This is a genomic window from Streptomyces sp. Y309, from assembly GCF_056712025.1.
On sequence record NZ_CM160048.1, the window covers coordinates 9,310,142 to 9,336,872 of the forward strand.

At 70.6% G+C, this 26,731-nt stretch carries 26 protein-coding genes and 1 pseudogene; 12 read left to right on the forward strand and 15 right to left on the reverse strand.

What is annotated here, in order from left to right; genetic code table 11:
* Positions 1–131 precede the first annotated feature (131 nt).
* The 3 genes from AC0KTA_RS39090 to AC0KTA_RS39100 all read left to right on the forward strand — a co-directional run bounded on the left by AC0KTA_RS39090 (position 132) and on the right by AC0KTA_RS39100 (position 3,377).
* Positions 132–1,190, forward strand: a complete 1,059-nt coding sequence (locus AC0KTA_RS39090; protein WP_481052943.1) for a PucR family transcriptional regulator — start codon at positions 132–134, stop codon at positions 1,188–1,190.
* Positions 1,191–1,306: 116 nt separating this feature from the next.
* Complete coding sequence (locus AC0KTA_RS39095; protein WP_481052944.1) at positions 1,307–2,662, forward strand: TrkH family potassium uptake protein; 1,356 nt, start codon at positions 1,307–1,309, stop codon at positions 2,660–2,662.
* On the forward strand, positions 2,655–3,377 hold the full coding sequence (locus AC0KTA_RS39100) for a potassium channel family protein (RefSeq protein ID WP_481052945.1): 723 nt from the start codon (positions 2,655–2,657) through the stop codon (positions 3,375–3,377). The genes AC0KTA_RS39095 and AC0KTA_RS39100 overlap by 8 nt, the downstream gene beginning before the upstream one ends.
* Positions 3,378–3,421: 44 nt before the next feature.
* Here AC0KTA_RS39100 and AC0KTA_RS39105 read toward each other — a convergent pair whose 3' ends face one another.
* On the reverse strand, positions 3,422–3,793 hold the full coding sequence (locus AC0KTA_RS39105) for a hypothetical protein (protein WP_481052946.1): 372 nt from the start codon (positions 3,791–3,793) through the stop codon (positions 3,422–3,424).
* Between the two features lie 307 nt (positions 3,794–4,100).
* On the opposite strand from AC0KTA_RS39105, the pseudogene AC0KTA_RS39110 reads away from it, so the two are divergent.
* Together AC0KTA_RS39110 and AC0KTA_RS39115 are read left to right on the forward strand one after the other, a co-directional pair.
* A pseudogene (locus AC0KTA_RS39110) lies at positions 4,101–5,230 on the forward strand (GNAT family N-acetyltransferase).
* A gap of 80 nt (positions 5,231–5,310) precedes the next feature.
* A complete protein-coding gene (locus AC0KTA_RS39115) occupies positions 5,311–5,844 on the forward strand; it encodes a MarR family winged helix-turn-helix transcriptional regulator (protein WP_481052947.1) in 534 nt (177 codons plus the stop codon).
* 310 nt (positions 5,845–6,154) lie between these two features.
* Here AC0KTA_RS39115 and glxA read toward each other — a convergent pair whose 3' ends face one another.
* Positions 6,155–8,104: a radical copper oxidase GlxA gene (glxA, locus tag AC0KTA_RS39120; protein WP_481052948.1), complete on the reverse strand. Its 1,950-nt coding sequence runs from the start codon at positions 8,102–8,104 to the stop codon at positions 6,155–6,157.
* Between the two features lie 234 nt (positions 8,105–8,338).
* On the opposite strand from glxA, the gene AC0KTA_RS39125 reads away from it, so the two are divergent.
* On the forward strand, positions 8,339–9,448 hold the full coding sequence (locus tag AC0KTA_RS39125; RefSeq protein ID WP_481052949.1) for a PP2C family protein-serine/threonine phosphatase: 1,110 nt from the start codon (positions 8,339–8,341) through the stop codon (positions 9,446–9,448).
* An 88-nt stretch (positions 9,449–9,536) separates the two neighbouring features.
* Here AC0KTA_RS39125 and AC0KTA_RS39130 read toward each other — a convergent pair whose 3' ends face one another.
* From AC0KTA_RS39130 to AC0KTA_RS39160, 7 genes are all read right to left on the reverse strand, one after another.
* Entirely contained in the window at positions 9,537–10,721 is a 1,185-nt protein-coding gene (locus AC0KTA_RS39130; protein WP_481052950.1) for a Rossmann-fold NAD(P)-binding domain-containing protein, read from the reverse strand.
* Between the two features lie 23 nt (positions 10,722–10,744).
* On the reverse strand, positions 10,745–12,421 hold the full coding sequence (locus tag AC0KTA_RS39135; RefSeq protein ID WP_481052951.1) for a radical SAM protein: 1,677 nt from the start codon (positions 12,419–12,421) through the stop codon (positions 10,745–10,747).
* 40 nt (positions 12,422–12,461) lie between these two features.
* Positions 12,462–13,193, reverse strand: a complete 732-nt coding sequence (locus AC0KTA_RS39140) for a TIGR04283 family arsenosugar biosynthesis glycosyltransferase (RefSeq protein WP_481052952.1) — start codon at positions 13,191–13,193, stop codon at positions 12,462–12,464.
* Positions 13,190–13,555, reverse strand: coding sequence for a DUF2064 domain-containing protein (locus AC0KTA_RS39145; RefSeq protein ID WP_481052953.1), 366 nt, complete (start codon positions 13,553–13,555; stop codon positions 13,190–13,192). The genes AC0KTA_RS39140 and AC0KTA_RS39145 overlap by 4 nt, the downstream gene beginning before the upstream one ends.
* Entirely contained in the window at positions 13,552–13,866 is a 315-nt protein-coding gene (locus AC0KTA_RS39150; protein ID WP_481052954.1) for a hypothetical protein, read from the reverse strand. Before AC0KTA_RS39150 ends, AC0KTA_RS39145 begins: the two co-directional genes overlap by 4 nt.
* A 2-nt stretch (positions 13,867–13,868) precedes the next feature.
* A complete protein-coding gene (locus tag AC0KTA_RS39155) occupies positions 13,869–15,293 on the reverse strand; it encodes a radical SAM domain-containing protein (RefSeq protein ID WP_481052955.1) in 1,425 nt (474 codons plus the stop codon).
* Positions 15,294–15,477: 184 nt separating this feature from the next.
* Positions 15,478–16,893, reverse strand: a complete 1,416-nt coding sequence (locus tag AC0KTA_RS39160) for a dihydrolipoyl dehydrogenase family protein (RefSeq protein WP_481052956.1) — start codon at positions 16,891–16,893, stop codon at positions 15,478–15,480.
* Between the two features lie 273 nt (positions 16,894–17,166).
* Here AC0KTA_RS39160 and AC0KTA_RS39165 point away from each other — a divergent pair, with 273 nt between their 5' ends.
* Positions 17,167–17,946 carry a class I SAM-dependent methyltransferase gene (locus tag AC0KTA_RS39165; RefSeq protein WP_481052957.1) on the forward strand — a complete coding sequence of 260 codons (780 nt, stop codon included), beginning with the start codon at positions 17,167–17,169 and terminating at the stop codon, positions 17,944–17,946.
* Between the two features lie 79 nt (positions 17,947–18,025).
* On the opposite strand, the gene AC0KTA_RS39170 is transcribed toward AC0KTA_RS39165, so the two are convergent.
* Positions 18,026–18,424 carry a GNAT family N-acetyltransferase gene (locus AC0KTA_RS39170; RefSeq protein ID WP_481052958.1) on the reverse strand — a complete coding sequence of 133 codons (399 nt, stop codon included), beginning with the start codon at positions 18,422–18,424 and terminating at the stop codon, positions 18,026–18,028.
* A 511-nt stretch (positions 18,425–18,935) separates the two neighbouring features.
* Here AC0KTA_RS39170 and AC0KTA_RS39175 point away from each other — a divergent pair.
* Complete coding sequence (locus tag AC0KTA_RS39175) at positions 18,936–19,967, forward strand: methyltransferase domain-containing protein (protein ID WP_481052959.1); 1,032 nt, start codon at positions 18,936–18,938, stop codon at positions 19,965–19,967.
* A 60-nt stretch (positions 19,968–20,027) separates the two neighbouring features.
* On the opposite strand, the gene AC0KTA_RS39180 is transcribed toward AC0KTA_RS39175, so the two are convergent.
* Positions 20,028–20,360, reverse strand: a complete 333-nt coding sequence (locus AC0KTA_RS39180) for a hypothetical protein (RefSeq protein WP_481052960.1) — start codon at positions 20,358–20,360, stop codon at positions 20,028–20,030.
* Complete coding sequence (locus AC0KTA_RS39185) at positions 20,344–20,703, reverse strand: zf-HC2 domain-containing protein (RefSeq protein WP_481052961.1); 360 nt, start codon at positions 20,701–20,703, stop codon at positions 20,344–20,346. Before AC0KTA_RS39185 ends, AC0KTA_RS39180 begins: the two co-directional genes overlap by 17 nt.
* A 71-nt stretch (positions 20,704–20,774) precedes the next feature.
* On the opposite strand from AC0KTA_RS39185, the gene AC0KTA_RS39190 reads away from it, so the two are divergent.
* Both AC0KTA_RS39190 and AC0KTA_RS39195 read left to right on the forward strand, forming a co-directional pair.
* On the forward strand, positions 20,775–21,344 hold the full coding sequence (locus AC0KTA_RS39190) for an RNA polymerase sigma factor (protein ID WP_481052962.1): 570 nt from the start codon (positions 20,775–20,777) through the stop codon (positions 21,342–21,344).
* A 38-nt stretch (positions 21,345–21,382) separates the two neighbouring features.
* Positions 21,383–21,637: an anti-sigma factor family protein gene (locus AC0KTA_RS39195; RefSeq protein ID WP_481052963.1), complete on the forward strand. Its 255-nt coding sequence runs from the start codon at positions 21,383–21,385 to the stop codon at positions 21,635–21,637.
* A gap of 383 nt (positions 21,638–22,020) precedes the next feature.
* Here AC0KTA_RS39195 and AC0KTA_RS39200 read toward each other — a convergent pair whose 3' ends face one another.
* Together AC0KTA_RS39200 and AC0KTA_RS39205 are read right to left on the reverse strand one after the other, a co-directional pair.
* On the reverse strand, positions 22,021–22,218 hold the full coding sequence (locus tag AC0KTA_RS39200) for a DUF5133 domain-containing protein (RefSeq protein ID WP_481056714.1): 198 nt from the start codon (positions 22,216–22,218) through the stop codon (positions 22,021–22,023).
* Positions 22,219–22,427: 209 nt separating this feature from the next.
* On the reverse strand, positions 22,428–23,105 hold the full coding sequence (locus AC0KTA_RS39205; RefSeq protein WP_481052964.1) for a TetR/AcrR family transcriptional regulator: 678 nt from the start codon (positions 23,103–23,105) through the stop codon (positions 22,428–22,430).
* 146 nt (positions 23,106–23,251) lie between these two features.
* Here AC0KTA_RS39205 and AC0KTA_RS39210 point away from each other — a divergent pair, with 146 nt between their 5' ends.
* Positions 23,252–23,932 (forward strand): antibiotic biosynthesis monooxygenase, encoded by a 681-nt coding sequence (locus AC0KTA_RS39210; RefSeq protein ID WP_481052965.1) that lies wholly within the window; start codon positions 23,252–23,254, stop codon positions 23,930–23,932.
* Positions 23,922–25,184, forward strand: a complete 1,263-nt coding sequence (locus AC0KTA_RS39215; protein WP_481052966.1) for an MFS transporter — start codon at positions 23,922–23,924, stop codon at positions 25,182–25,184. Before AC0KTA_RS39210 ends, AC0KTA_RS39215 begins: the two co-directional genes overlap by 11 nt.
* A 49-nt stretch (positions 25,185–25,233) precedes the next feature.
* Here the strand turns inward: AC0KTA_RS39215 and AC0KTA_RS39220 are convergent, their stop codons facing one another.
* A complete protein-coding gene (locus tag AC0KTA_RS39220) occupies positions 25,234–26,673 on the reverse strand; it encodes an MFS transporter (protein ID WP_481052967.1) in 1,440 nt (479 codons plus the stop codon).
* Between the last annotated feature and the right edge of the window lie 58 nt (positions 26,674–26,731).

Genomic DNA, 26,731 nt, shown 5'->3' on the forward strand with positions numbered 1-26,731 from the left:
CCGAGCAAACCGTGGGCAATTCCCTCAGGCTGCCGGGATCCGGCAACAACCCCCCTGCCCGCCGGCCCGCACTTCCGCAACCTGCGCTAGAAAGGCGTCAGAGAATCATCAACCACCACATTGGGGCGGACATGGGTGAGCAGGACATACCTGAGGACTACCTGGACGGGTATGCCAGCATCCTCGCCGAGGCCTCGGCCACCGGTCGCAGGCTGACCCGCGACGAACTGGACTCCCGCCGTGCACTCGGCGAACGGGCCGCCGAGGCAGGTCACGGGCTGCGCGCCCTCGTCGCCGCGCACCTGGCGGCGACGCGCGACAACGCGTCGGCGGGCGTCGCCCCGGCCGACCGGGTCCTGGCCGCCGTCGAACAGGCCGTCGACGCCTTCGCCGAGGGGTACGAGCGGGCCCAGCGCATCGCCGTACGCCAAGAGGTCACCGCACGCCGGGAGTTCATCGACGACCTGCTCTACGGCCGCTGCGACCTGGGGCTGCTCGCCGAGCGGGCCGAGCGCTTCGGACTGCGCCTCTCCTACGAGCACGCCGTCGCCGTCGCCCGGGGGCAATCCGCCCACGACGAAGGCGACGCCGTGCCCCGGGAGGTGGAACGCGCGCTGATCAGCCGGTTCGGTGACCGCAGCATCCTGCTCACCACCAAGGACGGCCGCCTGGTGTGTATCGCGCCCGGCGACCAGGACGAGGTCCTCGCCTTCTTCGCCAAGCAGGCCCACGCCGCCACCGGCGGCGGCCGGGTCGCCATCGGCCGCCCGCAGCCCGGCCCGGGCGGCGTCGTCCAGTCGTACGAGGAGGCGCTGAACGCTCTCGACCTCGCCGAACGCCTCGCCCTCGACGACCCCGTCCTGCGCGCGGCCGACCTCCTCGTCTATCCCGTACTCACCCGCGACCGCCAGGCCATGGCCGACCTCGTGCAGAGCGCCCTCGGCCCGCTGCGCAACGCCCGGGGCGGCGCCGAGCCCCTCATCGACACCCTCTCCACGTACTTCGACTCCGGCTGCGTCGCGGCGGAGGCCGCCCGTCGCATGTCGCTGAGTGTGCGCGCCCTGACGTACCGCCTGGAACGCATCCACCGACTCACCGGCGCGGACCCGGCCGACCCCGTGCACCGCTACATGCTGCAGACCGCGGTGATCGGCGCGCGCCTGCTGGACTGGCCGGACGCGGAGTTCTGAGCCGGTTGCCCAGGCCAAAGGTGCCGTCGAGGTAGGGTGACGGCCCGCAGGACCTTGACGACTTCTTGACGGAAGCGCGCGTGCGGGAAGGCAGCCGAGTGGCAAGAGGTGGGGCGATGGTGCGGCGCCCGCTGTTCACCGCGCATCCCGCCCGGACGGTGGTGGTGGCGTTCGCCGCCGTGATCCTCGTCGGGACGGCGCTGCTCGCGCTGCCCCTGGCTGCCGAGGACCGGACGGCGACCGGCCTGGTGGCCGCCCTGTTCACCGCCACCTCGGCCGTTTGCGTGACGGGTCTGGCGGTCGTGGACACCGGAACGTACTGGAGCGGCTTCGGCGAGGGCGTGATCCTCACACTCATCCAGGTCGGCGGCTTCGGCATCATGACCATGGCCTCGCTCCTGGCCCTGCTCGTCTCCGGCAGGCTGCGCCTGCGCATGCAGCTCACCGCCCAGGCGGAGACCAAGAGCCTGGGCATCGGTGACGTCCGCCGGGTGCTGCTCGGCGTCGCCGGATCCACGCTGATCGTGGAACTCGCCGTAGGAGCGATCCTCGCGCTGCGCTTCCGCTACGGCTACGGCAACGCCATCGGTGAGTCCGCCTACCTGGGCTACTTCCACGCCGTCTCGGCCTTCAACAACGCGGGGTTCGGACTGCACGCCGACAGCCTCACCCGCTACGCGCAGGACCCGTGGGTGACCCTGCCCGTGGCAGCCGCGGTGATCCTCGGCGGCATCGGCTTCCCCGTCCTGCTCGAACTGCTGCGGCACCGCCACCGCAGGCGTACCACGGGCCGCCGCAACTGGAGCCTGCACACCAAGCTCACCCTGGTCACCACCGCGTCCCTGCTCGCCGTGGGAACGCTGCTGACGTGTCTGCTGGAGTGGACCAACGCCCGCACCCTGGGCCCTCTCGACTTCGGTGAGAAGCTCCTCAACGGGTTCTTCCACTCGGCGATGTCCCGCACCGCGGGCTTCAACTCCCTGGACGTGGGAGCCTTGCACGCCTCCACGCTCCTGATGACGTGCATGCTCATGTTCATCGGCGGCGGCAGCGCGGGCACCGCCGGCGGCATCAAGGTCACCACCTTCGCGGTCCTGGCAGCGGCCGTCGTGGCGGAGGTCCGTGGCGAGCCCACATCCACCGCCATGGGCCGCAGGCTCGCCCCGCACGTCCTGCGGCAGGCCCTGACCGTCGTCCTGCTCGGCATCGGCCTGGTCGTGACCGCCACGCTGGCGCTGCTGAGCGTCACGACGCTGCCGTTCGAGTCCGTGCTCTTCGAAGTCGTCTCCGCCTTCGGCACCGTGGGCCTTTCCACCGGCATCACCGCCGACATCCCCGACATCGGCCGGCTGATCCTGGTGCTGCTCATGTTCATTGGCCGGCTCGGCCCTGTCACCCTCGTCTCGGCCCTCGCCCTGCGCGAGCGCACCCGCCGCTACCAACTGCCCGAGGAGCGACCTGTCATTGGGTAACTACCTGCACGCCCTGCGCCGACGCCGCCGCAAGCAGCTCACCGACGAACACACCACCGTCAGCGGCGACCAACGTGTCGCCGTCATCGGCCTCGGCCGCTTCGGCAGCTCCCTGGCCAACGAGCTGATGCGCCGCGGCTGGGACGTCCTGGGCATCGACACCGACGCCCGACTCGTCCAGAGGTACAGCGACGGCCTCACCCACGCCGCCGTCGCCGACTGCACCGACCCCGAAACCCTGCGCCAGCTCGGCGTCCACGAATTCACCAGCGCGGTCGTCGCGATCGGCACCGACATCGAGGCCAGCATCCTGGTCACCTCCAACCTCCTCGAGGCGGAGGTGCCCAACATCTGGGCCAAGGCCATCAGCCGCCAGCACGGCCAGATCCTCGAACGCCTCGGCGCCCACCACGTCGTACTCCCCGAACACGAAATGGGCGAACGGGTCGCGCACCTCGTCACCGGCCGCATGCTGGACTTCATCGAATTCGACGACGACTACGCCCTCGTCAAGACCGTCGCTCCCGAGATCGCCACCGGCGTCCCGCTCGGTCAGAGCCTGGTCCGCAGCAAGTACGGCGTCACCGTCGTCGGCATCAAACGGCCGGGGGAGGACTTCACCTACGCCACCGCCGACACGGTCGTCGAAAAGGGCGACGTCATCATCGTCACCGGCAAGACCCGTGCGGTGGAGAGCTTCGCCGATCTCGGCTGACGGCGGCGGTGTGCCCTGCTCGTACTCGACCGCGACCAGCGGCCCTACGCGATCGTGCCGGGCTCCGAGCTGCTCTCGGTCATGCGGCGGTACGCGGCGCGAGCGGACAGGACACGCCCCGTTGCCGTACCGATGAAAGCCGCGCCCAGCAGACAGCTGATCCACACCGGATCCCGGTGCTCGGCCCAGGAGATCTCCCCGATGGGATCGACGGCGTAGGTGTTGAGCAAGGTCCAGCACACCAGAGCCGTGCCCGGTGCGGCGGCGAAGCGCCCCCGCACCCCCAGCAACGCGGCCAGGAGGCACAGGACGCCGAGAGCGAGTCCGGCGCCGCCGAGCGCGCCGAGCAGGTCGAGCACGACCATCGCCACGAACGCGCCCAGATACGCCGCACTCCAGATCAGGTGTGTGGCCACCGGCTCGGGAACCGGCCTCGCACCCCTGGCAATCAGCCGCCACCGCACCACCGTCGCCTCCCTCCGGCGCTGTCACAGACACATTGTCGCCGGGTGTTCCACCGCACCGGACACCGCAGCCGGTCGGATCCGGCGACGCGGACCTCGTCGCCGGGTGTTCCACCCCGGCGCCGGGTTGGGATCGGGCTGTGCTGTGACCGGCTGCGGGTCCGGGCGTAATTCGCTTGCTCTGGCCGCGGGGCAACGCTGCACTGTGGCCGGACACCACGAGTCGTGGTGCCGGTATGTCGAGGAGGCAGTGGCGGCAATGGAGATTCGTTCCACGACCGATGAGGACTTTGACGTCTTCGTCGACACAGTGCATGCCGCGTTCGGGCGCTTCCCGGAAACCCCGGTCGAGGGCGGCGGGCTGTGGTGGTCGGCGCTCGAAGTGGACCGCTGCCTGCTCGCGCTGACGGCGGACGGGCGGCCTGTCGGCACCGCCGCCGCGCACTCCTTCGAGCTCACCCTGCCCGGTGAGACCCTCGTCCCGGCCGCGGGGGTGACCGCCGTCGGCGTCCTGCCCTCGCACCGGCGCCGGGGCGTGCTCAGCGCGGTGATGCGGCATCAGCTCGCCGGGCTGCGCCGCGCCACCAGGCTGCCTTCGCCATTCCCCGGGCACGGGGAGCGGCCGCAGTACGAGTGACCGGCTCGGACACCGGCTCGGTCGAGGTGCTGCGTCGTGCCGAGTGCGGTGAGATCCTGGAGGAGATCTACGACCGGTATCGCCGCGTCCAGCCCGGCGCGCTGTCCCGGCCGCACCGCTGGTGGGCCTTGCGCGCGGGCCAGCCCCCGATCTCGCCGGCGCCGCGCTACGTCGCCGTCCACCGGGACCGCGACGGCGTCCCGGACGGGTACGCCAGCTACTCGATCGAGTCCGGCACCCTGACGGTCGACGAGACCGTTGCCACCGACGACGCCGTCTTCACGGCCCTGGCCCGGTTCGTACTCGGACACGACCTGGTCTCTCGCGTCGTGTTCAAGCATGTCCCGCCCGGGCACCCGCTGCGCTGGCAGTTCGCGGACTTCCGCGCCGGTGAGGTGAGCGGTGACACCGACTGGCTCTGGGTGCGGCTGCTTGACGTCCCGCGTGCGCTGACCGCGCGCGGCTGGTTCACCGACGGCGAGCTCGTCCTCGACGTCGAGGACCCGTTCCTTGGCGAGCGCGGCCGCTATCTGCTGACCGTCCGGGACAGCAAGGCCGACTGTGTCCCCACGGACCGGGAGCCCGACCTGTCGCTGGACGTGAGCGATCTGGGCTCGGTCTGCCTCGGCGGCACCGCCCCGAGCACGCTCGTTCGGGCCGGACACATCCGGGCCCACCGCCCGGGCGCGGCCGCCCTCGCGGACGCCCTCTTCCGCGCCGAGCGCTCCCCGCACTGCCTGCACTGGTTCTGACCGCGCGCTCGCCGGCCCCGCACACAGCACAGGAGCTCAGGGGCCCATGGAGTGCCTGTCGAGAGGGGTAGAAAGGTGACATGACCGAGCGCGAGGCCCCGTGCGGGGGCGTGGACGATGTTGATGCGGTGACCCGTGCGGTGCTGACGGCCTCGCGGCTTCTGGTCGCGGTGTCCGCGCGATCGTTGGCGGAGGTCGAGGAACGGGTGACGCTTCCTCAGTTCCGCATGCTGGTGGTCCTGTCCACCCGAGGTGCCACCAAGCTGGTGGCCCTCGCGGAGCTGTTGCATGTCGCGCCGTCGACCGCGATGCGCATGGTGGACCGGCTGATCGCGGCAGGGCTGGCCGAACGGCGCATCAACCCGGGCAACCGTCGTGAGACTCTGCTCCAGCTCACGGAGGAGGGGCGGCGAACCGTCGCGGACGTCACCGCCCGGCGCCGGTCGGAGATCGCCCGGATCGTCGAACGGCTCGCCCCGGAGCAGCGTGCCCGGCTCATCAGTGCTCTGACCGCGTTCAACGAGGCGGGGGGTGAGCCGTCGGTCCCCGACGCGGGAGGGGTGGAGCTGCATCCCTTGGGCTGGACCGACACGGCCGCGGAGTGCGGCGCCTGACGGCGGTGTACCGAAGGGCTCCGGGAAGGGCTGTACGCCGTGCGACACATTTTGCATAATGCAAAGGACGGGGGATGCCGCGAGCCGGCCGTGTTGTCGGCTCGCGGCATGCGGGACCGGCCTGCGGGGAGGGATGGCTGCGTCGGCAGCGGCCCGCGGTCGAGGCCGGTCTGATGGCTCATCGCGCACGGGTGTGGAGACCGGCGGAGTTCGTCGGTGCCCCGCCGCGGCGCCTGGTGGCGCAGGGGCTTGGGGCAACCGGGCCCCGGTCGCTCGCTGAGCCGAAGGTGCCGGACGCGGTAGTACGCCGTCACGGCGAACGGTGCCGCACATGCAGCCACTGGGCCCGGGACGGCGTGCCGCGGTCGTCGACGGCGAAGACCATGTACCAGCCCGCGGGCACCAGTGACGGGTCGCCGGGGACGCGGACAGTGAGTTCACCGCCGGTGCGCCCGCTGATGTTCAGGGCGACGGAGCGTTGGTCGAAGTCGGTGACGTGGGTGGCTGATCCGGGCCTCATCAGACGGACCTTGGAGATACGCGCCGCGTCCGGTGTGCGGAGCCTGACACTGCCGCCCGGCGCGACCGCAGCCGTTCCGCCAGTGCTCAGGTCCGGCCGGTCGCCGCGATGGAGGTAGGGCGGTGAGTAGACCTCGACACGCTGCTCGAAGCGTCCTGGGCGGGAGTTGGCCTTGTCGGAGAAGAGCGGGTCCGAGCCGAAGACGGCGACCCGGCCGTCAGGCAGAAGAAGGGCTTCGGTGTGGTAGTTGCGGCCCACGGTGGGGGCGGCCGCCGTGGTGAAGGTGTTGGTGGCGGGGTGGAAGAACTGCGCCTTGAGGATGTCGCTGGCGCCGCGCCCGCGGTAGCCGCGGCTCCCGCCGGTGGTGAAGACGGTGTCGTCGGGCATGAGGACGCTGTTCAGATAGCGCGTACGGTCCGGGAGCCGGGGCCCGTCGTTGAAGGCGGGGCGACCGGAGCGCAGGTCGATGACGGCGGTACGGTCGGTGGCATCGGCGGACTCACCGACGCCCCCGCCCCCGAGCACCATTACCTTCTTGTCCTGCGCGGGTGGCAGCAGCACTGACGAGGACGTCTCCAGAAGGCCGGCGTTCTTCAGCCCGCGGACGGGCGTGAAGGAGTTGTTCCGCAGATCCCACAGGCCGGGCGTGCGGCCCTTGTCGGCCGGCCCGTACCCGGCGTTGGACCCGGAGTAGAAGAGGGTGTTCCGGCCGGTCAGGAAGAACGAGGGGTAGGTCGGGAAGTATCGGGTGGGCGCCGTGGACCAGGTCTTCGACGCGGGGTCGTAGATCTCGTTCTTGCCCGGCACCATCTGTCCGACGTCGTCCAGGCCGGACACCGCGAGAACCCGTCCGTCCGCGAGCGTGGTGAGGCTCGGGTACCAGCGGGCCTCGTCCATGGAGTCGACCTTGGTGTACTTCTCGGTGACAGGGTCGAATTCATAGGCGTCCTTGATGCCTTGGAAGTCCTTCTTGTCGAGGCCGAGTTTGGTGGCGACGCCGTAGAAGTTGTCCGCGTCCTCGCCCTTGAGGCCCTCGATGCCGTACTGCTGGGTGGTGTTGGTGACCCCGCGGGTGCCCTTCCGCACGGCCTCGACAAAGACCCGGGCCTCGCCGGCGGTGACCTTCACCCTTCCGGCCCGTTCGCCGACCGTCTTCTCGGCGGCGGGCACGCGGACGGAGACCTGGGAGCGGTACTTCATGCCGGACGCCGAGCGGAAGACGGTACCCTTCGGGAACGTCCGCGCCTGGTCGGGATCCTCGTTCTTGACGAGCATGGCGCCGCCCGCGCGCTTCACGTCACCCTTGAGGACCTCATAGCGGGCCGTCCCGCCCGCGATCAGGACCTTCCCGTCGGGAAGTTGGGTGTGTCCGCCGCAGAACAGGTCCTCCGGCGTGTCGATCTTCTTGAAGGTGCCCTCGGCCGGGTCCCACAGGGTGCTTTTGAAGACACCGCCGTTGAACAGCTTGACGCTGTTGCCGGACCCCGCGACGAGCAAGACCTTGCCGGTACGCAGCAGGATCGCGTGAATCGAGTTGAGCTGATACCGGTGGGGCATCGCCGCGAGCGCCCAGTGCCCGTACTTCCTTTTGTACGAGGGCTGACTGATCTCCCAGCGGTGGTACTGCTCTTGCGCGAAGCCGACCAGCGCCGGGGTGTTGAGCCCGGCCAGGACGACCACGACTCCGGCGCCGAGCCAGGTCTTGCGCGACGTGAGGCGGGGACGCGTGCGCTGCGCCAAGGGAGCCTCCACAACGAGGGAGAAGGACGCGTGGACCCTCGAGGCCTATCGCACGGACTGCGTCCCCCGACGGCGACACTCGGTCTTGCACCGTGCAAAATGCCCCGTCCGGGCCCTCGGCGGGATCCGTTCCGCATGAACGGTGTGCGGCGTCGGCCGCTGTGCGCGTCGGTTCCGTAACGATGGAGCAGTGTCCTGTTTACCCAGTGCAATGGTTGCTTAGGGTGAGCGGTGATGACCGAGCGAATTACCTCTGCTGCCCGTGTGCTCTCCGTGCTCCCTTACGGGGTGATGGGGCTGGTGGCACTGGTCGATGTCACGGCGGGGCCGGGGGTCGGGTTCCTGCCGCTGGTGTCGTTGGGGCCGGCCTTCGCGGGCCTGACCGGTGGGTGGCGGCGCACGGCACTCGTCGGGGCGATCGCGCTGGCCGTGTGTGTGGGGCTCGGCCTGTACGACGGACTGTTCACGGGCCGCCGTGGGATCACCGCCCTGCTGTCCGTCGTCGGTGTGACCATCGCGGGCCTCGTGGCGGCAGTGATGAGACAGCGGCGAGAGACGGAGCTGGCGAACGTGCGCTCCATCGCCGAGGTGGCCCAGCGCGTGCTGCTGCGACCGGTGCCGCGCGGAGCCGGTCCGCTGCGCATCGCGGTGTCGTACACCTCCGCCGTGGCCGAGGCGCGGATCGGCGGTGACCTGTACGAGGTGGTGGCCTCGCCCCACGGCGTGCGCGCCGTTGTGGGCGACGTCCAGGGCAAAGGCCTGGAAGCGGTGGAAACCGCGGCAATCGTCCTGGGCGCCTTCCGCGAAGCCGCCTACGACGAGCCGGACCTGACCGCTGTGGGTGCGAGAGTCGAGCGGGCGCTGGAGCGGCACCTGGCGGAAGAGGAGGCCGAAGAGAAGTTCGTCACCGCCGTCTTCGCCCAAGCCGACGGCCGGATCGGCGGCACGGCAGCAGACGAGTGGAGCATGACGTTGCTCAACTACGGTCACCCCGCGCCCCTGGCCGTGCGAGCCGACGGCGCCGTGGACTACCTCGCCCCGCCCCGGCGCGCACTGCCCCTCGGCCTGACCGCCCACGCCGCGAACGGCCCATCGCCTCACCAAGTGGCCTTCGCCCGGGGCGACCAGGCGCTGTTCTACACCGACGGCGTCTGCGAAGCCCGTGATCCGGAGGGCCGTTTCTATCCGCTGGACCAGCGAACGATCCTGCTGAAACACCATGATCCGGAAACCGCCCTGGAGACGGTACGCCAGGACCTGGAGGCATTCTCGGCCGGGCCGTTGCACGACGACGCCGCCATGCTGCTGATGCGCTGCCGCACGGACGACCTCCGACAGCAGTGATGTTTCCCGACAGCCGCTCTACGTACTCGCCAATCGGTCGGTCCCCCCTGTCGGTCCTGGCACCGGCACCCGCCATCGGGCGTGGTCGTCAGATGTACGCGTCGATGATCGCGTCGACCTGTTCATAGCCGGTGCGGAGCAGGAAGGTGTTCAGCCGGCCGTGGGACTTGGCGCCCAGGATGTAGAAGTCGGGCTCTGGGGTGCGGAGTTGGTCGATGCCGGGGGAGGGCTGTGCCAGGCAGTCGGCGCTGGCGCCGGAGGCGGCGAGGAGCGCGGCGGAGAGGTTCATGGGGGCGCCGGTGGCGTAGCACTCGTGGACCTGGAGCTGGCGGTAGAGGGAGGCGTCGCCGGTGTATCCGGTCAGTGCGATGACGTGGTCGGCCAGGATCTCGCGGGGGCCGGCGGCGGTGGCGAGGCGTACGCGGATGCGCTCGTGCGTACCGTCGCCGTCGGCCTGCACCGACTGGACGACGGCGCCGGTGTGGACGGTGACGCGCTCGTTGTCGCCGCGGGCCAGGGTTTGGGAGGTGTCGACGAGTTCCTGGCGTCCGGGAAGGGAATCGCCTTCGATGGCGCCCCAGTCGGGCTTCGGGCTGCGCACGGCCCAGTCGAGGCGGGTGCCGGGCAGACTTGCGAGGTCGCGGGCGGCGGTCTGGGCGGACTTTCCGGCTCCGACGAGGAGGACGTCGCCCGCCCAGCGGCCCGGGTCGTCGAGGGCCGGGAGGGTGCGGGTGATGCGGTGGGCGAGCGTGCGCTCGCCGGGGGCCGGGATGCCGCCGTCGCCGAGCGTGTTGGGGTGCGAGTAGGTGCCGGTGCAGTCCAGGACGAGGTCCGCCTCGGCGGTGTCCTCGCCGTCCGGGGTGTCCAGGAGCAGTGTGAAGGGGGCAGCGGCCCGGGTGTCGGTGCCGATGTGTTCGTGCTTGAGCAGGCCGGTACGGGCCACGGCGGCGACGCGGGTACGCAGCCGGATCCGGCCCGCGAGGGTGGTCAACGTGGTGAGGGGGTCGAGCAGGCGGGAGACGAGCTCGGCTCCGGTGGGGCAGTCGCTCCCCGAAGGAACCTCCGCGCCCGCGCGCGTGAGGTCGCTGCGCATCCGGTGCGAGACGTTCAGGTCCCAGGGAGTGAACAGGCGGGCATGGCCCCAGGCGCGTACATGGGCGGCGACACGGTCCGCGCTCTCATAGACGGTGACTGGCCATCCCGCCTCGGTGCAGGCGAGCGCGGCGTCCAGGCCGATGGGGCCGGCGCCGAGGATCGCGACGTGGCGCTGCATGATGAACTCCCTTTCGGTGCTGGTCAGATGGCGCAGTGCACGGGGCGAGGCAAGCTCCCGTCGGTGAGGCGGGCGGTGAAGAACCGCTCGGTCACGAGCTGTTTTCCCTGCTCCAGGCCCGTCCCTGGGGGAGCGAGGTGCAGGTCGGGGCTGGTGGTGAGGTCCGCGCCCGCGGGATGCCAGTGCAGGCCGTCAGCGGTGACGGTCAGCTCGGGGATGCTGGAGTCCTCGCCGATTTCGATGCCGGTATCGGCGAAGCCGCGCCTGAGCAGCGGGCGTACGGCGAAGTGCGCAGCGGGCAGACCGAGTTCGGCCAGGAGTTCACGGACGGCGGGGATCTCGTGGGTGTTCTCGGGGGTTTCGGTCAGCGCGACACGCGGCGGCAGGCCGAGGTCGATCAGGTGGCGGATCCCGTCCAGGGTGCGCCGCCAGGAGCCCGCGCCGCGGTGCAGATCGTGGGCGTGGGCCGTGGCACCGTCGAGGGAGGTCTGGACGGTGAGTTTGCGGTCGGCGAGCGCTGCGAGCCCATCGGCGCGGCTGCCACGCATGAGCATGGCGTTGGTCATGACGACGGTGGGCAGCCGGGAGCAGGCGTAGTCGAGCAGCGGAACGATGTCGGGGTGGAGGAAGGGCTCGCCGCCGGTGACATACAGCTCGCCGAAGCCGGACGCGACGGCCTCGTCGACCAGATCCCGGAACGCGGCGGCGGGCAGGGTGCGGGGGGTGGTTTTGGGTGAGGAGGCCACGGCGCAGTAGTCGCAGGCCAGGTTGCAGTGGAAGTTGGTGTACAGCCACAGCCGGGGCGGGAAGTAGGCGGAGCCGAACAGCGGCACCACCGGACGGTCACCGTCCGGGGCGTCGGACAGGTTCTCCCCCCAGCCGTCGTCGGCGGGGCGGAATGCGGTGGGCAGTGTGGAGCGGTAGAGGTGGAAGCGGCCGCGCGAGCGCTCCCGAGGAGGCAGGATCTCCAGGCAGGTGGTCCACCAGCCGGTCTCGATCGTCTCCACGAAGACTTCTGGCAGCCCGGCGGCCCGCATGGAGGCTGCCTGGGCCCGCCAGTCGTACGCGAGCGGTACCAGCTCGGCCGTGGCCGTGCCGTTTTCGAAGTTCAGAAGTGCGTACCGGACCTCGCGGCGGCCGTCGTTGGCGGGCTTGCCGAGGACGCCGACGTTGACCACGAGCGTGTCGTCGATACGGCGCTGCCAGGGCAGGCCGCTATGGGTGCACAGGATCACGTCCGCGCCCGACGCCCGTGTGCGTGCCCGGTGTTCGGCCCCGGTCAGGGACTCCCACCAGAAGTCGTTGAGGGCAAGGGTGGAGCCGTGCACCATGTGCACGTCCACACCGTCGATCATCTCGCGGCGCTCGGTGGGCAGTTCCCCCATCCAGGCGGCGAAGTCACGCCTTGTGGTGGCCAGGGTGTGGTCGTAGATGATCTGGGCGTACTCGTTGTCCTTGGGGTCGCGGTAGCCGCAGCCGCAGTCGGTGTCGCCGCGGGCGACGGCCACGTCGTAGTTCCCGGCGACGCACGTGATGCCGTGGCTGGTGAGCAGGGGCCACAGCGCGTCCATGTCGGCGCCGAAACCGCCGAGGTCGCCCAGGCAGTACAGCCGATCGGCGCCGCGGGCGCGGGCGTCGGCGACGAACGCTTCGAGGGCGAAGGGGTTTGCGTAGGGTCCGCCGCATACTGCGATGCGCATGGGGGAGGCCTCCGGAGGGTTGGCGGTCAGTGATCGGGTTTCAGGCCTGGCCGGATGGTGCCTGGGGCCGTTTGCGGCGGCGTAGGTGAGGTCCTGCGGCATAGCGGCGGCGGATCGCCTCGGGGTCGACGCCCGCGAAGTACAGCAGCTTCAGGTACTGCATGAAGACGATCATTCGCCATGTGCCGTGCGAGACCAGGCGGCGGGACGATGCCGTGGACGTGGCGGGCAGCACGGCGAGATGGCCGCGCCGGGCCAGGCGACGGGACATCTCCAGATCCTCCATGATGGCGAGGTCCGGGAAACCACCGAGCTCGTCGAACACGCTGCGGCGGATGAACATGGCCTGGTCGCCGAAGACGTGGTGCAGGCGGCGGGCGCGCGCGTTCGAGGTCCAGGCAAGGTAGTTGAGGGCGGGCGTGCGCCGGTCGAACCGGATCGTCAAGCCTCCGCCGACCACCTGCCGGTCGGTGAGGACCTTGCGGATCTGAGGGAGTGCGGCAGGGTCGATCCGGGTGTCGGCGTGGATGAACCACAGCACGTCGCCCGAAGTGTGGCGGGTTCCTTCGTTCATCTGCCTTGCACGGCCGCGATCACTGTGCACGACTTTCGCATACGGTGCGGCGAGTTCGACGGTCGCGTCGGTGGATCCGCCGTCGACCACGACGAGCTCGCAGCCGGGGAAGTCGCGGCACAGGCGGCTGAGCGCGATCTGGACGGTCGCCTCCTCGTTCAGGGCGGGGACGACGATCGACACGGTGAGGGTCGTCATGCTGACTCCGGTGGCGGTGGCTGGAGCAGGGCGCCGATCCGGGCCGGGAGCAGCGGGTCGGCGAGGAGCGCGGCAGCGTCCTCGGGAGTGTCCAAATCCCGCAGAGGCGCGAGGAGTTCGGTGTGCAGCCCGGCATTCTTGGCCAGTACGAGGGTGGCAGCGAGCACCTTGTCCGTGCTCCAGCACGACGGATCGAGAGCGAAGAGGCAGGTGTGCGAGGAGCGCATGCCGATCAGGTAGTAGCCACCGTCAAGGGCAGGGCCGAGCACCACATCTCTGCTCTCCAGGGCGGTAAGGGCGGCTCGCAAGTCATCCCCGGGCTTCGCCATCACCAGCACCGCCGGGGTGCACGGCGTGCTCATGAGCCGAACCGGTAGACGTTGCCGGTCGGCGACACCGCCTTCACGCGAGGAAGCGACCAGTGCGCCGGTGTGCGGGCGGCCTCGACCAGAATCTGGCGCAGTGGCTCACTGAACGGCCGGTCGAAGATCCAGTGGCCGCGGCCGACCGCGCCCGGGATGTCGTGCCACGTGCAGGCCGAACCGTCGGGCAGCCGGTTGGATGGAAAGTACAGGTCGTCGAAGACGCTGAGTGATCCGGGCGCGGCGGCCGGATCGACCGCGCCGCAGGGCCAGTCGTAGTTGCCCGATCCGGTGATGATTCCGATGCGCATGCTCAACTCTCCTGTGCAGCGGCGATGGTGGAAGGGCCGCGGACCTCCACGAGGGGGAGGAGCCGGCGTAGTGTGGCGTTCTCGCCCGGGTCGAGGACGGCGTGCTGCACACACGCCGGGACCAGGATGCCGTCCGCGGGGTGGGCCATGGAGTACTGGCAGGCCGCCAGCCGCTCCTGCGTCGCCAGGATCTCAGGATCCTCGGCGCGCTCGCCGCGCTGCATCAACGCCCAGGCAGGCGCGACCTGTTCGGCGTCCATGAACATGTGCATCACGAAGGTGACCGGCCGGACACGGAACCGGTGGCGTACGAGGCGCAGGACCCCCACCCGGCGCACGGTGCGGGCCAGCCAGCGCACCGCCGTGCCAAGGACGTGCGGACGGCGGACGACGACGCGGGCCAGCTTGACCGCGAGCAGTACAGGCGGGGTACCGGTGAAGCTCACCTTGCCGAAGTAGCGGAAGAAGCCGTCGCGTGCGGCCAGATCGCGTGGCTCGTCGTCCTCCAGGAAGGGGTACCAGCAACTCCCGACGAAGAAGCCGTACGCGGTGCGGTTGCAGCGCACGTCGCCGTTCTGGAACACCTGGTAGCCCAGCGGCCGCCCGGCGCCGCGCCCGATCTCCGCCCACACCGCGTCCGGTGTCGCCTCGCGGTACTGCTCCTTCCAACGGCGCTCGTCGCCCAGGAAGGCGGCGGGCTGGAAGGAGAACATGCCGTAGCCCATGGTGTGGCAGTCCCGGATGACGTCGGCGATCTCGTCAAGGTTGCCGGGAGTGACCGTCATGTTGTGGGCGAGGAAGAACCGCACGCCGTGCTCGCGGCGCAGCCGCGCGAACATCGCGGCGAACCGCCGCCGGCAGGAGTTCAACGCCCGCTCGCTCGGCGGGCGTTCGATGCCGCGCCTGCCGTACATGAACTTGTCGAAGTGGGCGGCGAACGACAGCCGATCGAAGCGCCGCCTCTCGTCGGGACCGAGTGCGAGCTGCTGGAGGTAGTCGTAGTCGAAGTCGCCGTGGGTGAAGCTCATCGGTTCACGTCCGTGCTCCCGCATGATCTGCAGGGTGGCGGCGTGGTCGTCGGGCGGCAGCAGGCTCACCTCGCCGCCGATCAGCTGGGTGTGGGCGCGTGGCCCGCGCACCTTGCGCAGCAGGCCCATCTGGGCGGCGACCTGCTCGCGGGTGTGCGGGCCGTCGACGCGGACGGCATTGGCGTCGCGGGAGTGGTAGCAGGGGGTGCACTTCAGATTGCACTTGGGGAACACTCCGTGGGTGCCCTCGCAGCCCACCCCGTGCTGCCCGATGATCTGCCCCGGAGTCCTGGCCGCCGCGGGCAGTTCGGCCCAGCGGCGCTCCATGGCTTCGACGAACTCCGCGTCGTAGGGCCTGGTCGCTCGCTCCAACGCCCGCAGTCTCGTCAGGAACCCCATCGTTGGTGTCTCCGTTCTCGTTCGATGATTGGGCGGGTGTCACCGGCGCACTCTCCTCTGGGACCGCAGGCGAGCGGGTGCTTCATGGGCTGTCCGGGCCGCCTTGCGGGCGGTGCGCAGCAGCAGGACGTACAGCGGCCGGCAGAGTCCACAGCACTGACACTCCGATGTGCCAGGCGCAGGATCACGGCCGCACTCTCCGTCGCAGCCCAAGGAGCGTGCCTGTGATCCTCTGGTGCGCCGCGAGCCGCCGGTACACCTCGGTGAGCGCCGCATGCCAGGGGCCGTCCGTATAACTCGGATACGGATGCACGGTCTTGGCGTACTGCGAGGGCGTCCAGCGCAGCCGCACCGCTGTGGCCAGGTGGGCGATGGTCTCGCCCGCGCGCGGTGCCGTCACCGTCGCACCGGCGATCCGCCCGCGCCCGTCCAGGACCAGGGAGGTGAAGCCGTCGGTGCGGCCGTCGGCAACAGCCCGGTCGACCCGGTCGTGGTCGATGGTGAGCGTGCGCGTCCCCTCCTCGGCCGTCAGGCCGACACGGGCCACCTCCGGGTCGGTGTAGGTCACCCACGGCACCGCGGTGTAGTCGGTGCGGCGGCGCACGCCGAGCAGCGCGTCGGTGACGGCGGAGGCGCCCTGCACCCCGGCGAGATGGGTGAACGCAGACCTCCCGGTCACGTCGCCGGCCGCGTAGATGCGCGGGTTGGTGGTGCGCAGCCGGTCGTCCAGGCGGACCTGATCTCGTTCGTCGACCGCAACCCCTGCTGCTTCAAGCCCCAGCCCCGCCGTGTTGGGGCGACGGCCGGTGGTGGCGAGCAGACGGTCGTACGGAATCTCGCCGCCCGGCCCGTGCAGTGCGTCGCCGTCGACCCGCTCGGCGCGGTAGCCGGTCAGCACCGTGACCCCCTCGGCCTCCAGGCGTTCCTTGAGCAGCCCAGAGGCGCGCGGCTCCTCGCGGGGCAGCAGCCGCTCCACCGCCTCGACGACGGTGACCTGCGAACCGAGACGGGCGAACGCCTGGCCCAGTTCGCAGCCGATCGGACCGCCGCCGAGCACCACCAGACGTCCGGGCAGCTCGGCCAGGTCCCACACGGTGTCGCTGGTCAGCGGCCCCGCCTCGGCCAGGCCCGGAATCGGCGCCAGGGCTGGGGACGAGCCGGTGGCGATCAGCGCGTACCGGAAGGACAGCTCATGCTCACCTGCCCGCAGCGTGCGCGGCGAGGTGAACTCGGTGTCTCCATACGCGACGTCCACGCCGAGGGGCCGTAGGGCGTCGGCGGAGTCGTGCGGTTCGATTGCCGCGATCGCTCGCTTCACGTGCGCCATGGCCGCAGCCAGGTCGGCAGGCCCGCTCGGTGCGCTCAGCCCGTACCGTCCGACACCTCGCGCCGCATGCACCTCCGCCGCCACATGGAGTAGTGCCTTGCTGGGCACGCACCCGGTCCACAGGCAGTCACCGCCCAGGCGGGCCCGCTCGACCAGCAGCGTGCGTGCCCCGAGCCGTCCGGCGGTACGGGCCGCGGTCAGCCCGGCGCTGCCGCCGCCGATCACCACCAAGTCGTAGGTCCCCGTGCTGTGCTGAGGATGCCCGATGCTCATCGTGTGATCTCACTCCGGCTCTCGAACGGTGCACCGGCGCGGGACTGCCCTCGCCGACGGGGTGGAAAGGGAACCCGGTGAGAGTGCCCGCGCCTTCCCCTCCGCATACAGAGTTTCGGCCTGCCGGAGGTGAACAGCGCACCGTCGGCATTCGGCGTGTCCCTGGGACGGAATGGCCTGGCGACCCCACAGAGTTCCCCGGGGGAGGCACGGCACCGCACAGTCTGGGGGGAGCCGGGGGCTGTGGAACCGGGAACCGGAAGGGATGACGGGGTGGACGAACAGGACTGGCGCCGTTATTTGGGGCATTACCACGACAGCCGCCCCGGCATCACCGAACGGCTCCTGGCACGGGCCGACCACTCGCCGTACGCGTGGCTGGCCGAGCCGCTGCGCGCCGTGGGCGGAAGCGTGGTCGACCTGGCCTGTGGGTCCGCCCCCATCCGCCCCCTGCTCCCCGAGGCCCGCTGGATCGGTGTCGACTCCTCGGCGGGTGAACTGGCCTCGGCCGCCCGCCTCGGCCGCCTGCCCCTGGTCCGGGCGTCGGCCGACGCGCTGCCTGTGCGTTCTGGGGCCGCCGACGCGGTCTGTGCCTCGATGTGTCTGCCCGTCCTCACCCCGCTGCCCCAGGTCCTTGCCGAGATCCGGCGCGTCCTGCGTCCCGGCGGAACGCTCGCCGCCCTGGTGCCGGCCCAGAGTGGGCTCACCCTTTCCGGCGTGCTCGCCTGGACCCGGATCATGGCCACGGTGAGGGCCGTCCGCCAGCCCTGGCCCAATCCGCGGGCCCGAGACGGAGTTGCCGCCGTGCTGCGTGACGCGGGCTTTGTCGTACGCTCCGACGAACGCCGCCTCTTCTCCATCGCCCTGGACACCTCAGAGGCCGCAGCGATCCTGGTCGACGGTCTCTATCTGCCCGGCCTCACCCCCGGGCGCGCCCAGGCGGCCAAGCGCGCCCTCGCCGGCTGGGCCCGGCCGGGCCGCCGCCTCGAACTGCCGCTGCGTCGCGTGGTGGCCGAACCCTCGGCCGGAGACTCCCGCCAAAGTCTCGTGTGAGGCGCGGGAAACTGCCCGGATTTCAGGCTCTGCGAGCCTGTGCTCCGGGCGAAGGCCGCTGATCAAACTGCTGCTGATGTCAGCTTCCCTTCCGGCGCAGGAGAGGGTGCGTGGCCTGGAGATGCGCGCAGCATGTGCCTTGGGGTTCGAAGGACGTGCCCAGTTCGTCGGCCATCGCTGTGAAGAACTGTCGGCCCTGGCGCGACTGGCGGGTGGTGATCCAGTGATAGTCGGCCCGTCCTTCCAGTACGGAGTGGAGGGCGTCCCTGGCCAGTCCTTGGTTCTGCCAGGCGCAAGCGATCCAGATGTTGTTGACGCGGCCCATGCGGCAGAGCGCGCAGACTTGATACTCGAGTTCCCCGATCTTGCGACTCCTGTGGTCGAGCAGGACGAGCGTGTGGGGGCCGAGAGGCTGCAGCAGATGCACGTAGCGCAGCGGTGCAGTCGGGCCCGGGGTCTTCCACAGTTTCCAGTTCACGCGGCGACCGTTCGATGTTTGCAGAGTGGGTCAGGCGAGGGCGTGGTGGCGCAGCCGGACGGACAGCGCGGAGAGCAGCACCCTGAGGCGGTGACGACGAAGCGTACGGTGAACTGCCAGAAGGTGGTGGGTTGTCGGTTGGGTTCGGTGACGCCGAGGACGATGACGTTGGCGCCGATGGCGGTGGCGTTACGGCCGTCCAGGAGCGGTCGCCCCGCGGGGCCGGGGCGGCGGATGGCGCGTTGGCCGTTCGTGGCGTCACGGCGGGGTGAGGGGCGCCGCAACAGACAGCCGCTGACGGCCCGGTGGGGGCAGTGACCGCCTGTGACCGACACCGGGGGAGGGAATGCTGCCCCGAGAGGGCGGGTTCCCGTCGCGCACCGCACACAGCCGTACGGACAGCGCGGCAGGCTTCGGCCGGTCGCCGTGCGTGCGATCCACATCCCAGAGGAGAGAGATGACGGTTGACGCACCCCAACCCATGCACACCGCTGACAGGGGCCGCACTGCCGTGGTTGACGCGGTCAAGGAGTACTACGGCAAAGTGCTGTCCTCGTCCAAGGACCTCAAGACCTCGGCCTGTTGTACCGCCGACGCCCCGCCCGCGCACATCGCTGCCGCGCTCGCGCAGGTCCACGACGAGATCAAGGACCGCTTCTACGGCTGCGGTTCACCGATCCCGGCCGCCTTGGAAGGTGCCACCGTCCTGGATCTGGGCTGTGGCAGCGGCCGGGACGCCTACGTGCTGTCTCAACTGGTCGGGGAGCACGGCCGCGTCATCGGCGTCGACATGACTGCCGAGCAGCTCGCCGTGGCCCGCCGCCACCAGGACTGGCACGCCGAGAAGTTCGGGTTCGCCAACACCGACTTCCGCCAGGGCTACATCGAGGACCTGGCTGCAGCCGGAATCCCGGACGCCTCCGTGGACCTGGTGGTCTCCAACTGCGTCATGAACCTGTCGCCCGACAAGCCACGCGTCTTCGCCGAGGTCTTCCGGGTCCTCAAGCCCGGCGGAGAGCTGTACCTCTCCGATGTCTTCGCCGACCGCCGCCTGCCCGCCACGCTCCTCGGCGACCCGGAGCTGGTCGGCGAGTGTCTGGCCGGAGCCCTCTACACCGAGGACTTCCGGCGCCTGATCGCCGACACCGGTTGCGCCGACGCCCGTACGGTGGCGAGCGCGCCCATCACGCTGAGCAGCCCGGACGTCGAGCGCAAGATCGGTTTCGCCGCGTTCGCTGCCCGCACCATCCGCGCCTTCAACCTCCAACTGGAGGACCGCTGCGAGGACTTCGGCCACGCTGCCGTCTACCGGGGCACGCTCCCCGAGCATCCGCATTCCTTCGATCTCGACGACCACCACCGCTTCCACACCGGTAAGCCGGTGCTCGTGTGCGGGAACACCGCCGACATGCTCACCGCCACCCGCTACGCACCGCACTTCACCGTCACGGGCGACAAGACCACGCACTTCGGCCTGTTCCCGTGCGCACCCGCCGACCCCACCGCCTCGACCACGGCGGACGGCGGAGCGGCCTGCTGCTGACCTGTGCCCATCAGTTCCGCCGGATACCCGGGCGCCGCCGATCGCCCGGGAACCCGGTCCTCATCCACTCCCCGCACCGGTGGTGGATCCACCCCGGTCCGCCGTACCGCCGTGCAACGTGAGGGTGGGGCAGCAGTCCTCGGGGCCGGCCGTCCCGCGCAGCCGCCGGGCCCAGCACAGGAGCACATGCCCGATCCCCGCGAGCGTCACCATGGCGCCCACGGTGACCAGCCACCAGTTGCCGAGAAGGCCACCGGTGACGCCGACCCCGGCGGCGGGAACGATCAACGGGCCCGCGCAGCGCCCCACCATCAGCGCCATTCCTGCCGCCGCGGCGATCCTGCCTTTGCCGCGGACACTGTTGTGGCGGGCGTGGTCAGGGTGTGCGTTCATCGCTCAGCCCTCTTCGAGTGCGGCGGCGGGTCGACCGACCCGCCGCCGGGGCGTGCACCGTCCCGGCCAGCCGGTCGGCGTACCGGAGGGTGCGGAGTGCGGACAAGGAACGCGGGGTGCGCCGTGCACTGCCCCGGAGGGACGCCTTGACCAGGCGCAGTGTCTCCAGGGCGCCGCTGCACACCCAGCAGACGGCAAGATGTGAGGCCATCTCGGCCCGGCGGGCGCCGGTGAGCTCACCGTCCGCGTACGCCTCCAGGCCCCTGCGCAGCCGCAGATGACGTATCTTCTCGCGGCAGTCGGCCCAGGTCCGCCGGGTTCCTGGAAGGCGCAGCTTCTTCATGCACCGGGAACCCGGGTGAGGCGGACGCCATTCCATGGAATGCGTCGCGCCGGGAACAGGGTTTCTGATACGTGGAAGACCAAAACACCGTGCCACCGGATCCGGCGGACCCCCGGGGCAAGGCGTTCGCCGCCTATGTGCTGCCCGAAGTGGAGGTGTTGCTCCGGGTCGCGATGACGCTGACCGCGCAGCCCGCCGACGCCGAGGACCTGGTGCAGGACACGCTGCTGCGTGCGTACAAAGCCGTCGACTGGTTCGACGGGCAGCATCCGCGGGCCTGGCTGCTGACCATCATGCGGCGCGCCGAGATGAACCGGCACCGCCGCCGCAGACCGCACCTCCTGGATGACCCGGATGCGGACCTGGACCGGCTCAGCTCCACTGGCCCTGAGGACTCCCCGGAAGAAGTGGTGGTGGGGGAGGCGTTCGACTCGGTGGTCGACGAAGCGCTGTCGGCTCTGCCCGACAAACACCGCACGGTGGTGCAGCTCGTGGACATCGACGGCCTGACCTACGCGGAGGCCGCCCGGATCCTCGACGTACCGGAAGGGACCGTGATGAGCCGTCTGCACCGGGCGCGCAAACGCATAAGGGCCCGGCTGACCGCGGCCGGACTGGCACCGAAGCGAGGTCTGATGTGAGCAGAGCACCCTGGCGTCGCCCCCGTGCGGACCGCAAGATGAACTGCCTGCAGGTGGCCCGTGTCCTGCAGTCCTATCTGGACGGCGAGACCGACGAGATCACCGCCCGCCGGGTGGCTGTACACCTGGAGGACTGCCGCCGGTGCGGCCTGGAGGCCACCGTCTACCAGGAGATCAAGAACGCCCTCGCACGCCACGAGCAGCCCGACGAGCTCGCCCTGCACCGCTTGCGCGACTTCGGCACCGCACTGCTTCAGGACCCGCCCCCGGACGAACAGGTGGACGGCGCATGACCTGAGCGCGCGCCGGAGGCCGCCTCCCACACAGGCACATCCTTCACGGAAGAGTGGCGTCCAGCGGCGGTGCACCCTACGTACAGCCCCAAACGGTCTGGCTTTCCTGCCCTGACCTGGGAGGGAGGCGGCGGTGAGGCGGCCCGGCCGGGCGCGGAGCGGCGCACGCACTGGGCCGGGTTCGGCCTGGAGTTGTGGGTCCGGCGCCTGTGCTGAGGCGCTGCGCAAACAGCTTCGGATCGAGCCGGCCGTTCGAGGCGACTCGTTGCCCTGGTCCGTGCCAACCGCAGCGGGAATGGCGCTGACGCCGGGGCCTAACGGCCGGCAACCCTCCCGCCCAGGGCACTGGCAGGGCGTGGCTTCCTCGCCATGGTGTCCCCTATTCAGGTGCCGGGCAGCTGGCGCCGGGCGGCGGCCAGCGCGGTGCTCACATCCGTGGTGCCGGTGGCGATGCACAGGGTGTAGGCGAGGTCGTCCATTCGCTGCCGTACCTTCGTGCTCCGCGCGGAGTCAGCGTGCAGCAGGTGCAACGCCTCGTACTGCTCGATGAGCTTGGGCAAAAGGGCGGGGTGTACTAGCACCTCCCCGTGCAAGCGGAACTCATGGGCGTCGAACGTGCGTTGACGGCTTCTCGCTACCGACGGTGCCCGCAGCCCGAAGGGCGAGAGGGACCGCATTGTGCCGACGGTCTCGGCAACGATCAACCGGCCGCCGAGGTGAGGTGGTCTCACGGGGCCTTGGGGAGCGGGGCGGCTCCCAAGTGGCCCCATAAATCCCGGCCAGCAGTTGGTCAGTCTTCACTGTGCAGGTCAATCGTCAATGCGGCCGGGATGGCGTCGAAGGCTTCTTCGACGCGGCGGGCGAGGGTCTTGGTGCCGCCGTGGCCGCGGCGCTTGTCATAGCCGTCGGGACCGCGGCCGGCGACCCAGTTGCGGGCGCCGCAACGCCAGGCGCTGAGTGCGAACTCGCCGAGCAGGCGCAGCCGTACGTCCTCGCGGCTGTCGACATCGAGGCGTGCTTCGAGGATCTCCACCAGGCGGTGCTGGACCTTCATGGAGGACACGAGGCTGTGGTCGTGCAGCACGGGGGTGCCGGCGGCGAGGCGGCGGGTGCGCAGGAAGCGCTGGTCCCAGCCGTCGGGCATGGCCAGGATGGCCGCGGTCAGCGAGGTGCGCAGCGCATCGAGTGCCGGACCTGGAGCGGCGTGCGCTTCGAAGCGGGCGGTGTACGCGTCCCAGAGTTCGCCCTCGGCGGCCATGGCGACGTCTTCTTTGGTGCCGTAGTAGCGGAAGAAGGTGCTGCGGCCGATCTCGGCGTGGGCGGTGAGTTCATCGAGGGTGACGCGGTCGAAGCCGCGTTCGCTGAACAGCGTCAGCGCGGCGTCGGCGAGCGCGCGGCGGGTGCGCTGCTTCTTGCGCTCGCGCAGCGGCAGGGCGCTGTCGTCCGGGTCCTGGGTGTTGGTGGCCACGAAGCCAGCCTATCGAAGCGGGATCCAGGCTTGTATGGCACTGGAGTCAATTCGGCACTCGTGGCAGTCTGGGACTGAGTCTCACTTTACTGTAAGTGGGTCGGGCTTTGCCCTGCCCGCTTGTCCGACGTGTGGGGAGAGCTGTCGTGATCCGCCGTACTGAAACTCCGCCCGAGATCACCCGTGCCGATGCGCGCACCGTGGTGATCACCGTCCGGCACGTCGACGATGCCGCCCACCAGCAGTCGCTGGCCAAGGCGGCGGCCGCCGCCCGCGAGCAGGAGGCTTGGCTGGACGGATTGTTGAGCTGGTCACTGTTCACCTGCACCGCCGGGCAGGCGCTGATGGCGTACGAACAGTGGGGCGGCGACGAGGCCCTCGATGCGGCCCTGGCCTCGTCGGCGCCGCACGTCGCGGGGATACCGGGCACCGAGCCGTCCGCTCCGGTCCGGTACCGGCTGCACCGCTCCCATCTGGGCGTGACCGGGCAGGCCGACGTGGGATGCGTGGTCACGCCGGTGTTCGACGTGGACGGGCCGGAGCGGCAGCGGCACTTCATCGACGAGGTCTTCGCGCTGACCAAGGATGTGCCGCCGATGCCCGGCTCGATTGCCGCGCACTTCCACACCAGCACCGATGGCACCCGGGTGCTCAACTACGCGGAGTGGACGGACGAGCAGGCCCACATCGACATGGTCACCGCCGACGACCCGCAGGGCATCCGGCGCCGCATCACCGGCGAGATTCCCGGGGTGCGGTCATGCGGATACCGCCGCTGGCACCTGCACACCGCCCTCACCGAGGCAGGGCGTAGCGATGTCCGCTGACGCCACGATTCCCGTCGGCGCCCAGGCGGCGGGGCGGGGTGCCCTGACGGTGCTGCTGCTGGCCTCCACGCTGGGGGTGATGGGTGGCGCCACCATCGCGCCGGTCATCGAGGTGATCCGCCAGGCCCTGGAGGTGGGCGGTACCGAGGCCGGTCTTGTGCTGACCTCCCACAGCCTGGCCATCGCTCTGGTCAGTCCGCTGGTGGGCCGGGCCACCGACCGCTTCGGCGTCCGGCGTCCGCTCGCGGCAGGGCTGGTGGTGTACGGGCTGGGCGGCGGCGCGGGCCTGGTCATCGACTCCTACCCGGTGCTCTTCGCCTCCCGCCTGGTCCTCGGCGTGGGCACCGCGGCGGTGTTCACCTGCTCCACGGCCGCTCTGCTGGGCCTGTACCGGGGCGAGATGCGCGACAAGGTGATGGGTTGGCGCACCGCGGCCACCACTGCCGGCGGCTTCGCCTATCCCCTCGCGGCGGGCGCGCTGGGCAACCACTCCTGGCACGCTCCGTTCGCCATCTACCTCATCGGGCTTCCTCTGGGCATCGCCACCCTCGTCGCGCTGCCCAAGAGGCCCCCGGCAAGCGGGACCAGCCCGACGGCGAAGGAGGATCGGGGCGGGGCGGTCCGGCTGTTGCGCGAGCACCCGCTGGTCCTGGGGCTGTGCGGGCTGTGGGTGGCCAGCACCGGGCTGATGATGGTGCTGGCGGTCTCCCTGCCGCGCCGTCTGGATCAGCTCGGCATCCACGACACCCTGGTGGTCGCGCTGTACGGCATCGTGCTGTCCTCCGGCGCCGCCAGCCTGATCGGCCTGACCTACGCCAAGCTCACCGCCCGCTTCGGCTATGCGGTGTTGATGCGGTTGGCGGTCGGTGCGTGGACGGCCGGGCTGCTGCTGTTCGCCATCGCCGGACACTGGGGGCCCTTGCTGCTGGTGCCGGTGCTGACCGGGATCGGCAGCGGCATCATGATGCCCACCCTGACCGTCCTGGTCGACCGGGCGGCCCCTGCCGAACAGCGCGGCACTGCGACCTCGTTGCAGGCCACGGCGCTGTTCGGCGGGCAGTTCGGCTCGCCTCTGGTGTTCGGGCCGCTGATCGACGCCACCTCGATCGCCACCGGCGCCCTGGTCGCCGCGACCGGCACCGCGGGCATCTGGGCTGCACTGTTCCGCCTGCGCGAACCCGCCCCGCCGGGCGACGACGCGGCGGCGGGTGAGAGTGATCCGCGCGAGACGCCGGTCGGCGAACAGCCTTGACCGCGCCTGACGGAAGCGGTGCTCCGTGCCGACGGGCGGTGCCTCGGGCTCACTGGGCAGGTGTGTCAGCGGCTTCTGGCCGGTGCGGGGCGGGCAGTGCGACGGCGAGAGCGGTAACGGCCGTGCACACGGCCGCGATGACCAGGAACACCGTGCGGTAGGAGGCGGTCGTGCTGTTGGCCGTGGCGGCGAGGGTGACCAGGGCGGCCAGGCCGACGGCGCCGCCGATCTGGCGGGTGGCGTTCATCAGCCCCGAGGCCGCGCCCGCGTCCTGTGCGGCGATGCCGGAGGTGACCGTGGTCGTAATCGGGGTGATCAGCAGGCCCATCCCGGCCGACATCACGATCGCGGGCCCCAACAGGCCCTCCCAGTAGGTGCTGTCGGCGCTGATCAGGCTCTGCCACACGAACCCCGCCGCGGCCAGCAGCGCGGCCGACACGATCAGAGTGCGGGGGCCGGTGCGGCGCATGACGGCCGGGGCGAGGCGGGCGCCGGCGACGCCGACCAGGGTGTGCGGCAGGAAGGCGACGCCGGTGGCGAGCGCCCCGTAGTGCAGGACGTCCTGCATGTACAGGGAGAGGAAATACCACATGGGGATGAAGCAGGCCCCGGCCAGCAGCATGACCGCGTTGCCCGCCCAGATGGGCCGCATCCGCACCAGGCGCGGTGGTACCAGCGGCGCCGCCGCGTACCGCACTTCGGTCACCGCCAAGGCGGTCAGCGCCAGGATGCCAACGGCAAGGCCAGTCAGGGTGGTTGGGCCGCTCCAGCCGTGTTCCTGGGCCTGGGTGACGCCGTAGACGAGGGCGGTGACGCCGAGCGTGGCGAGCACCGCGCCCGGCAGGTCGAGCTTCCCGGCCCGCGTACGGAAGCGGTCGGCGGGCAGCAGACGCACGGCCGCGAGCACAGCGACAGCACCGATGGGCACGTTGATCAGCAGGATCCACCGCCAGGACAGCGACTGGGTGAGCACCCCGCCGATCAGATTGCCCGCCGCCCCGCCGGCCGAACTCACCGCCGTCCAGATCGCCAACGCCCGTGTACGGACCGGTCCTTCGGTAAAGATGGTGGTCAGGATCGTCAGCGTGGCCGGGGCCAGAACCGCGGCGCCCAGGCCCTGCACGGCCCGCATCCCAACGAGCAGGCCGGGAGTGGTGGCCAGCCCGCCCACCAGGCTGGAGGCGGCGAACAGCACTAGCCCCCACAGGAAGACCCGTCGCCGTCCATAGACGTCGGCCAGGCGGCCTCCGAGCAGCAGGAATCCGGCGAAGACCAGCGCATAGCCGCCGACCACCCACTGCAGGCCGGCAGTGCTGAAGCCCAGCGCGGACTGGATGGAGGGCAGGGCGACGTTCACCACGGAGACATCGAGCACCACCATGAACTGCGCCGCGCACGCCAGCCACAGCACTGCCGCACGCTCCGCGCCCTCGGCCTCCGGTTCCGTGCCCGCGTGGCTGCCGGTGGTGTGCGCTTCGCGAAACCCCATGGCCCTCCCGTCGTCGCCCGTCGACTTTTCATCGTACAGCGGTACTATGAAAATGGAT

Coding starts and splice junctions, on each gene's coding strand:
- AC0KTA_RS39090 (WP_481052943.1), top strand. CDS start 132: ATGGGTGAGCAGGACATACCTGAGGACTACCTGGACGGGTATGCCAGC.
- AC0KTA_RS39095 (WP_481052944.1), top strand. CDS start 1,307: ATGGTGCGGCGCCCGCTGTTCACCGCGCATCCCGCCCGGACGGTGGTG.
- AC0KTA_RS39115 (WP_481052947.1), top strand. CDS start 5,311: ATGACCGAGCGCGAGGCCCCGTGCGGGGGCGTGGACGATGTTGATGCG.
- AC0KTA_RS39125 (WP_481052949.1), top strand. CDS start 8,339: ATGACCGAGCGAATTACCTCTGCTGCCCGTGTGCTCTCCGTGCTCCCT.
- AC0KTA_RS39130 (WP_481052950.1), bottom strand. CDS start 10,721: ATGCAGCGCCACGTCGCGATCCTCGGCGCCGGCCCCATCGGCCTGGAC.
- AC0KTA_RS39135 (WP_481052951.1), bottom strand. CDS start 12,421: ATGCGCATCGCAGTATGCGGCGGACCCTACGCAAACCCCTTCGCCCTC.
- AC0KTA_RS39140 (WP_481052952.1), bottom strand. CDS start 13,193: ATGACGACCCTCACCGTGTCGATCGTCGTCCCCGCCCTGAACGAGGAG.
- AC0KTA_RS39145 (WP_481052953.1), bottom strand. CDS start 13,555: ATGAGCACGCCGTGCACCCCGGCGGTGCTGGTGATGGCGAAGCCCGGG.
- AC0KTA_RS39150 (WP_481052954.1), bottom strand. CDS start 13,866: ATGCGCATCGGAATCATCACCGGATCGGGCAACTACGACTGGCCCTGC.
- AC0KTA_RS39155 (WP_481052955.1), bottom strand. CDS start 15,293: ATGGGGTTCCTGACGAGACTGCGGGCGTTGGAGCGAGCGACCAGGCCC.
- AC0KTA_RS39160 (WP_481052956.1), bottom strand. CDS start 16,893: ATGAGCATCGGGCATCCTCAGCACAGCACGGGGACCTACGACTTGGTG.
- AC0KTA_RS39180 (WP_481052960.1), bottom strand. CDS start 20,360: ATGAACGCACACCCTGACCACGCCCGCCACAACAGTGTCCGCGGCAAA.
- AC0KTA_RS39185 (WP_481052961.1), bottom strand. CDS start 20,703: ATGAAGAAGCTGCGCCTTCCAGGAACCCGGCGGACCTGGGCCGACTGC.
- AC0KTA_RS39195 (WP_481052963.1), top strand. CDS start 21,383: ATGAACTGCCTGCAGGTGGCCCGTGTCCTGCAGTCCTATCTGGACGGC.
- AC0KTA_RS39215 (WP_481052966.1), top strand. CDS start 23,922: ATGTCCGCTGACGCCACGATTCCCGTCGGCGCCCAGGCGGCGGGGCGG.
- AC0KTA_RS39220 (WP_481052967.1), bottom strand. CDS start 26,673: ATGGGGTTTCGCGAAGCGCACACCACCGGCAGCCACGCGGGCACGGAA.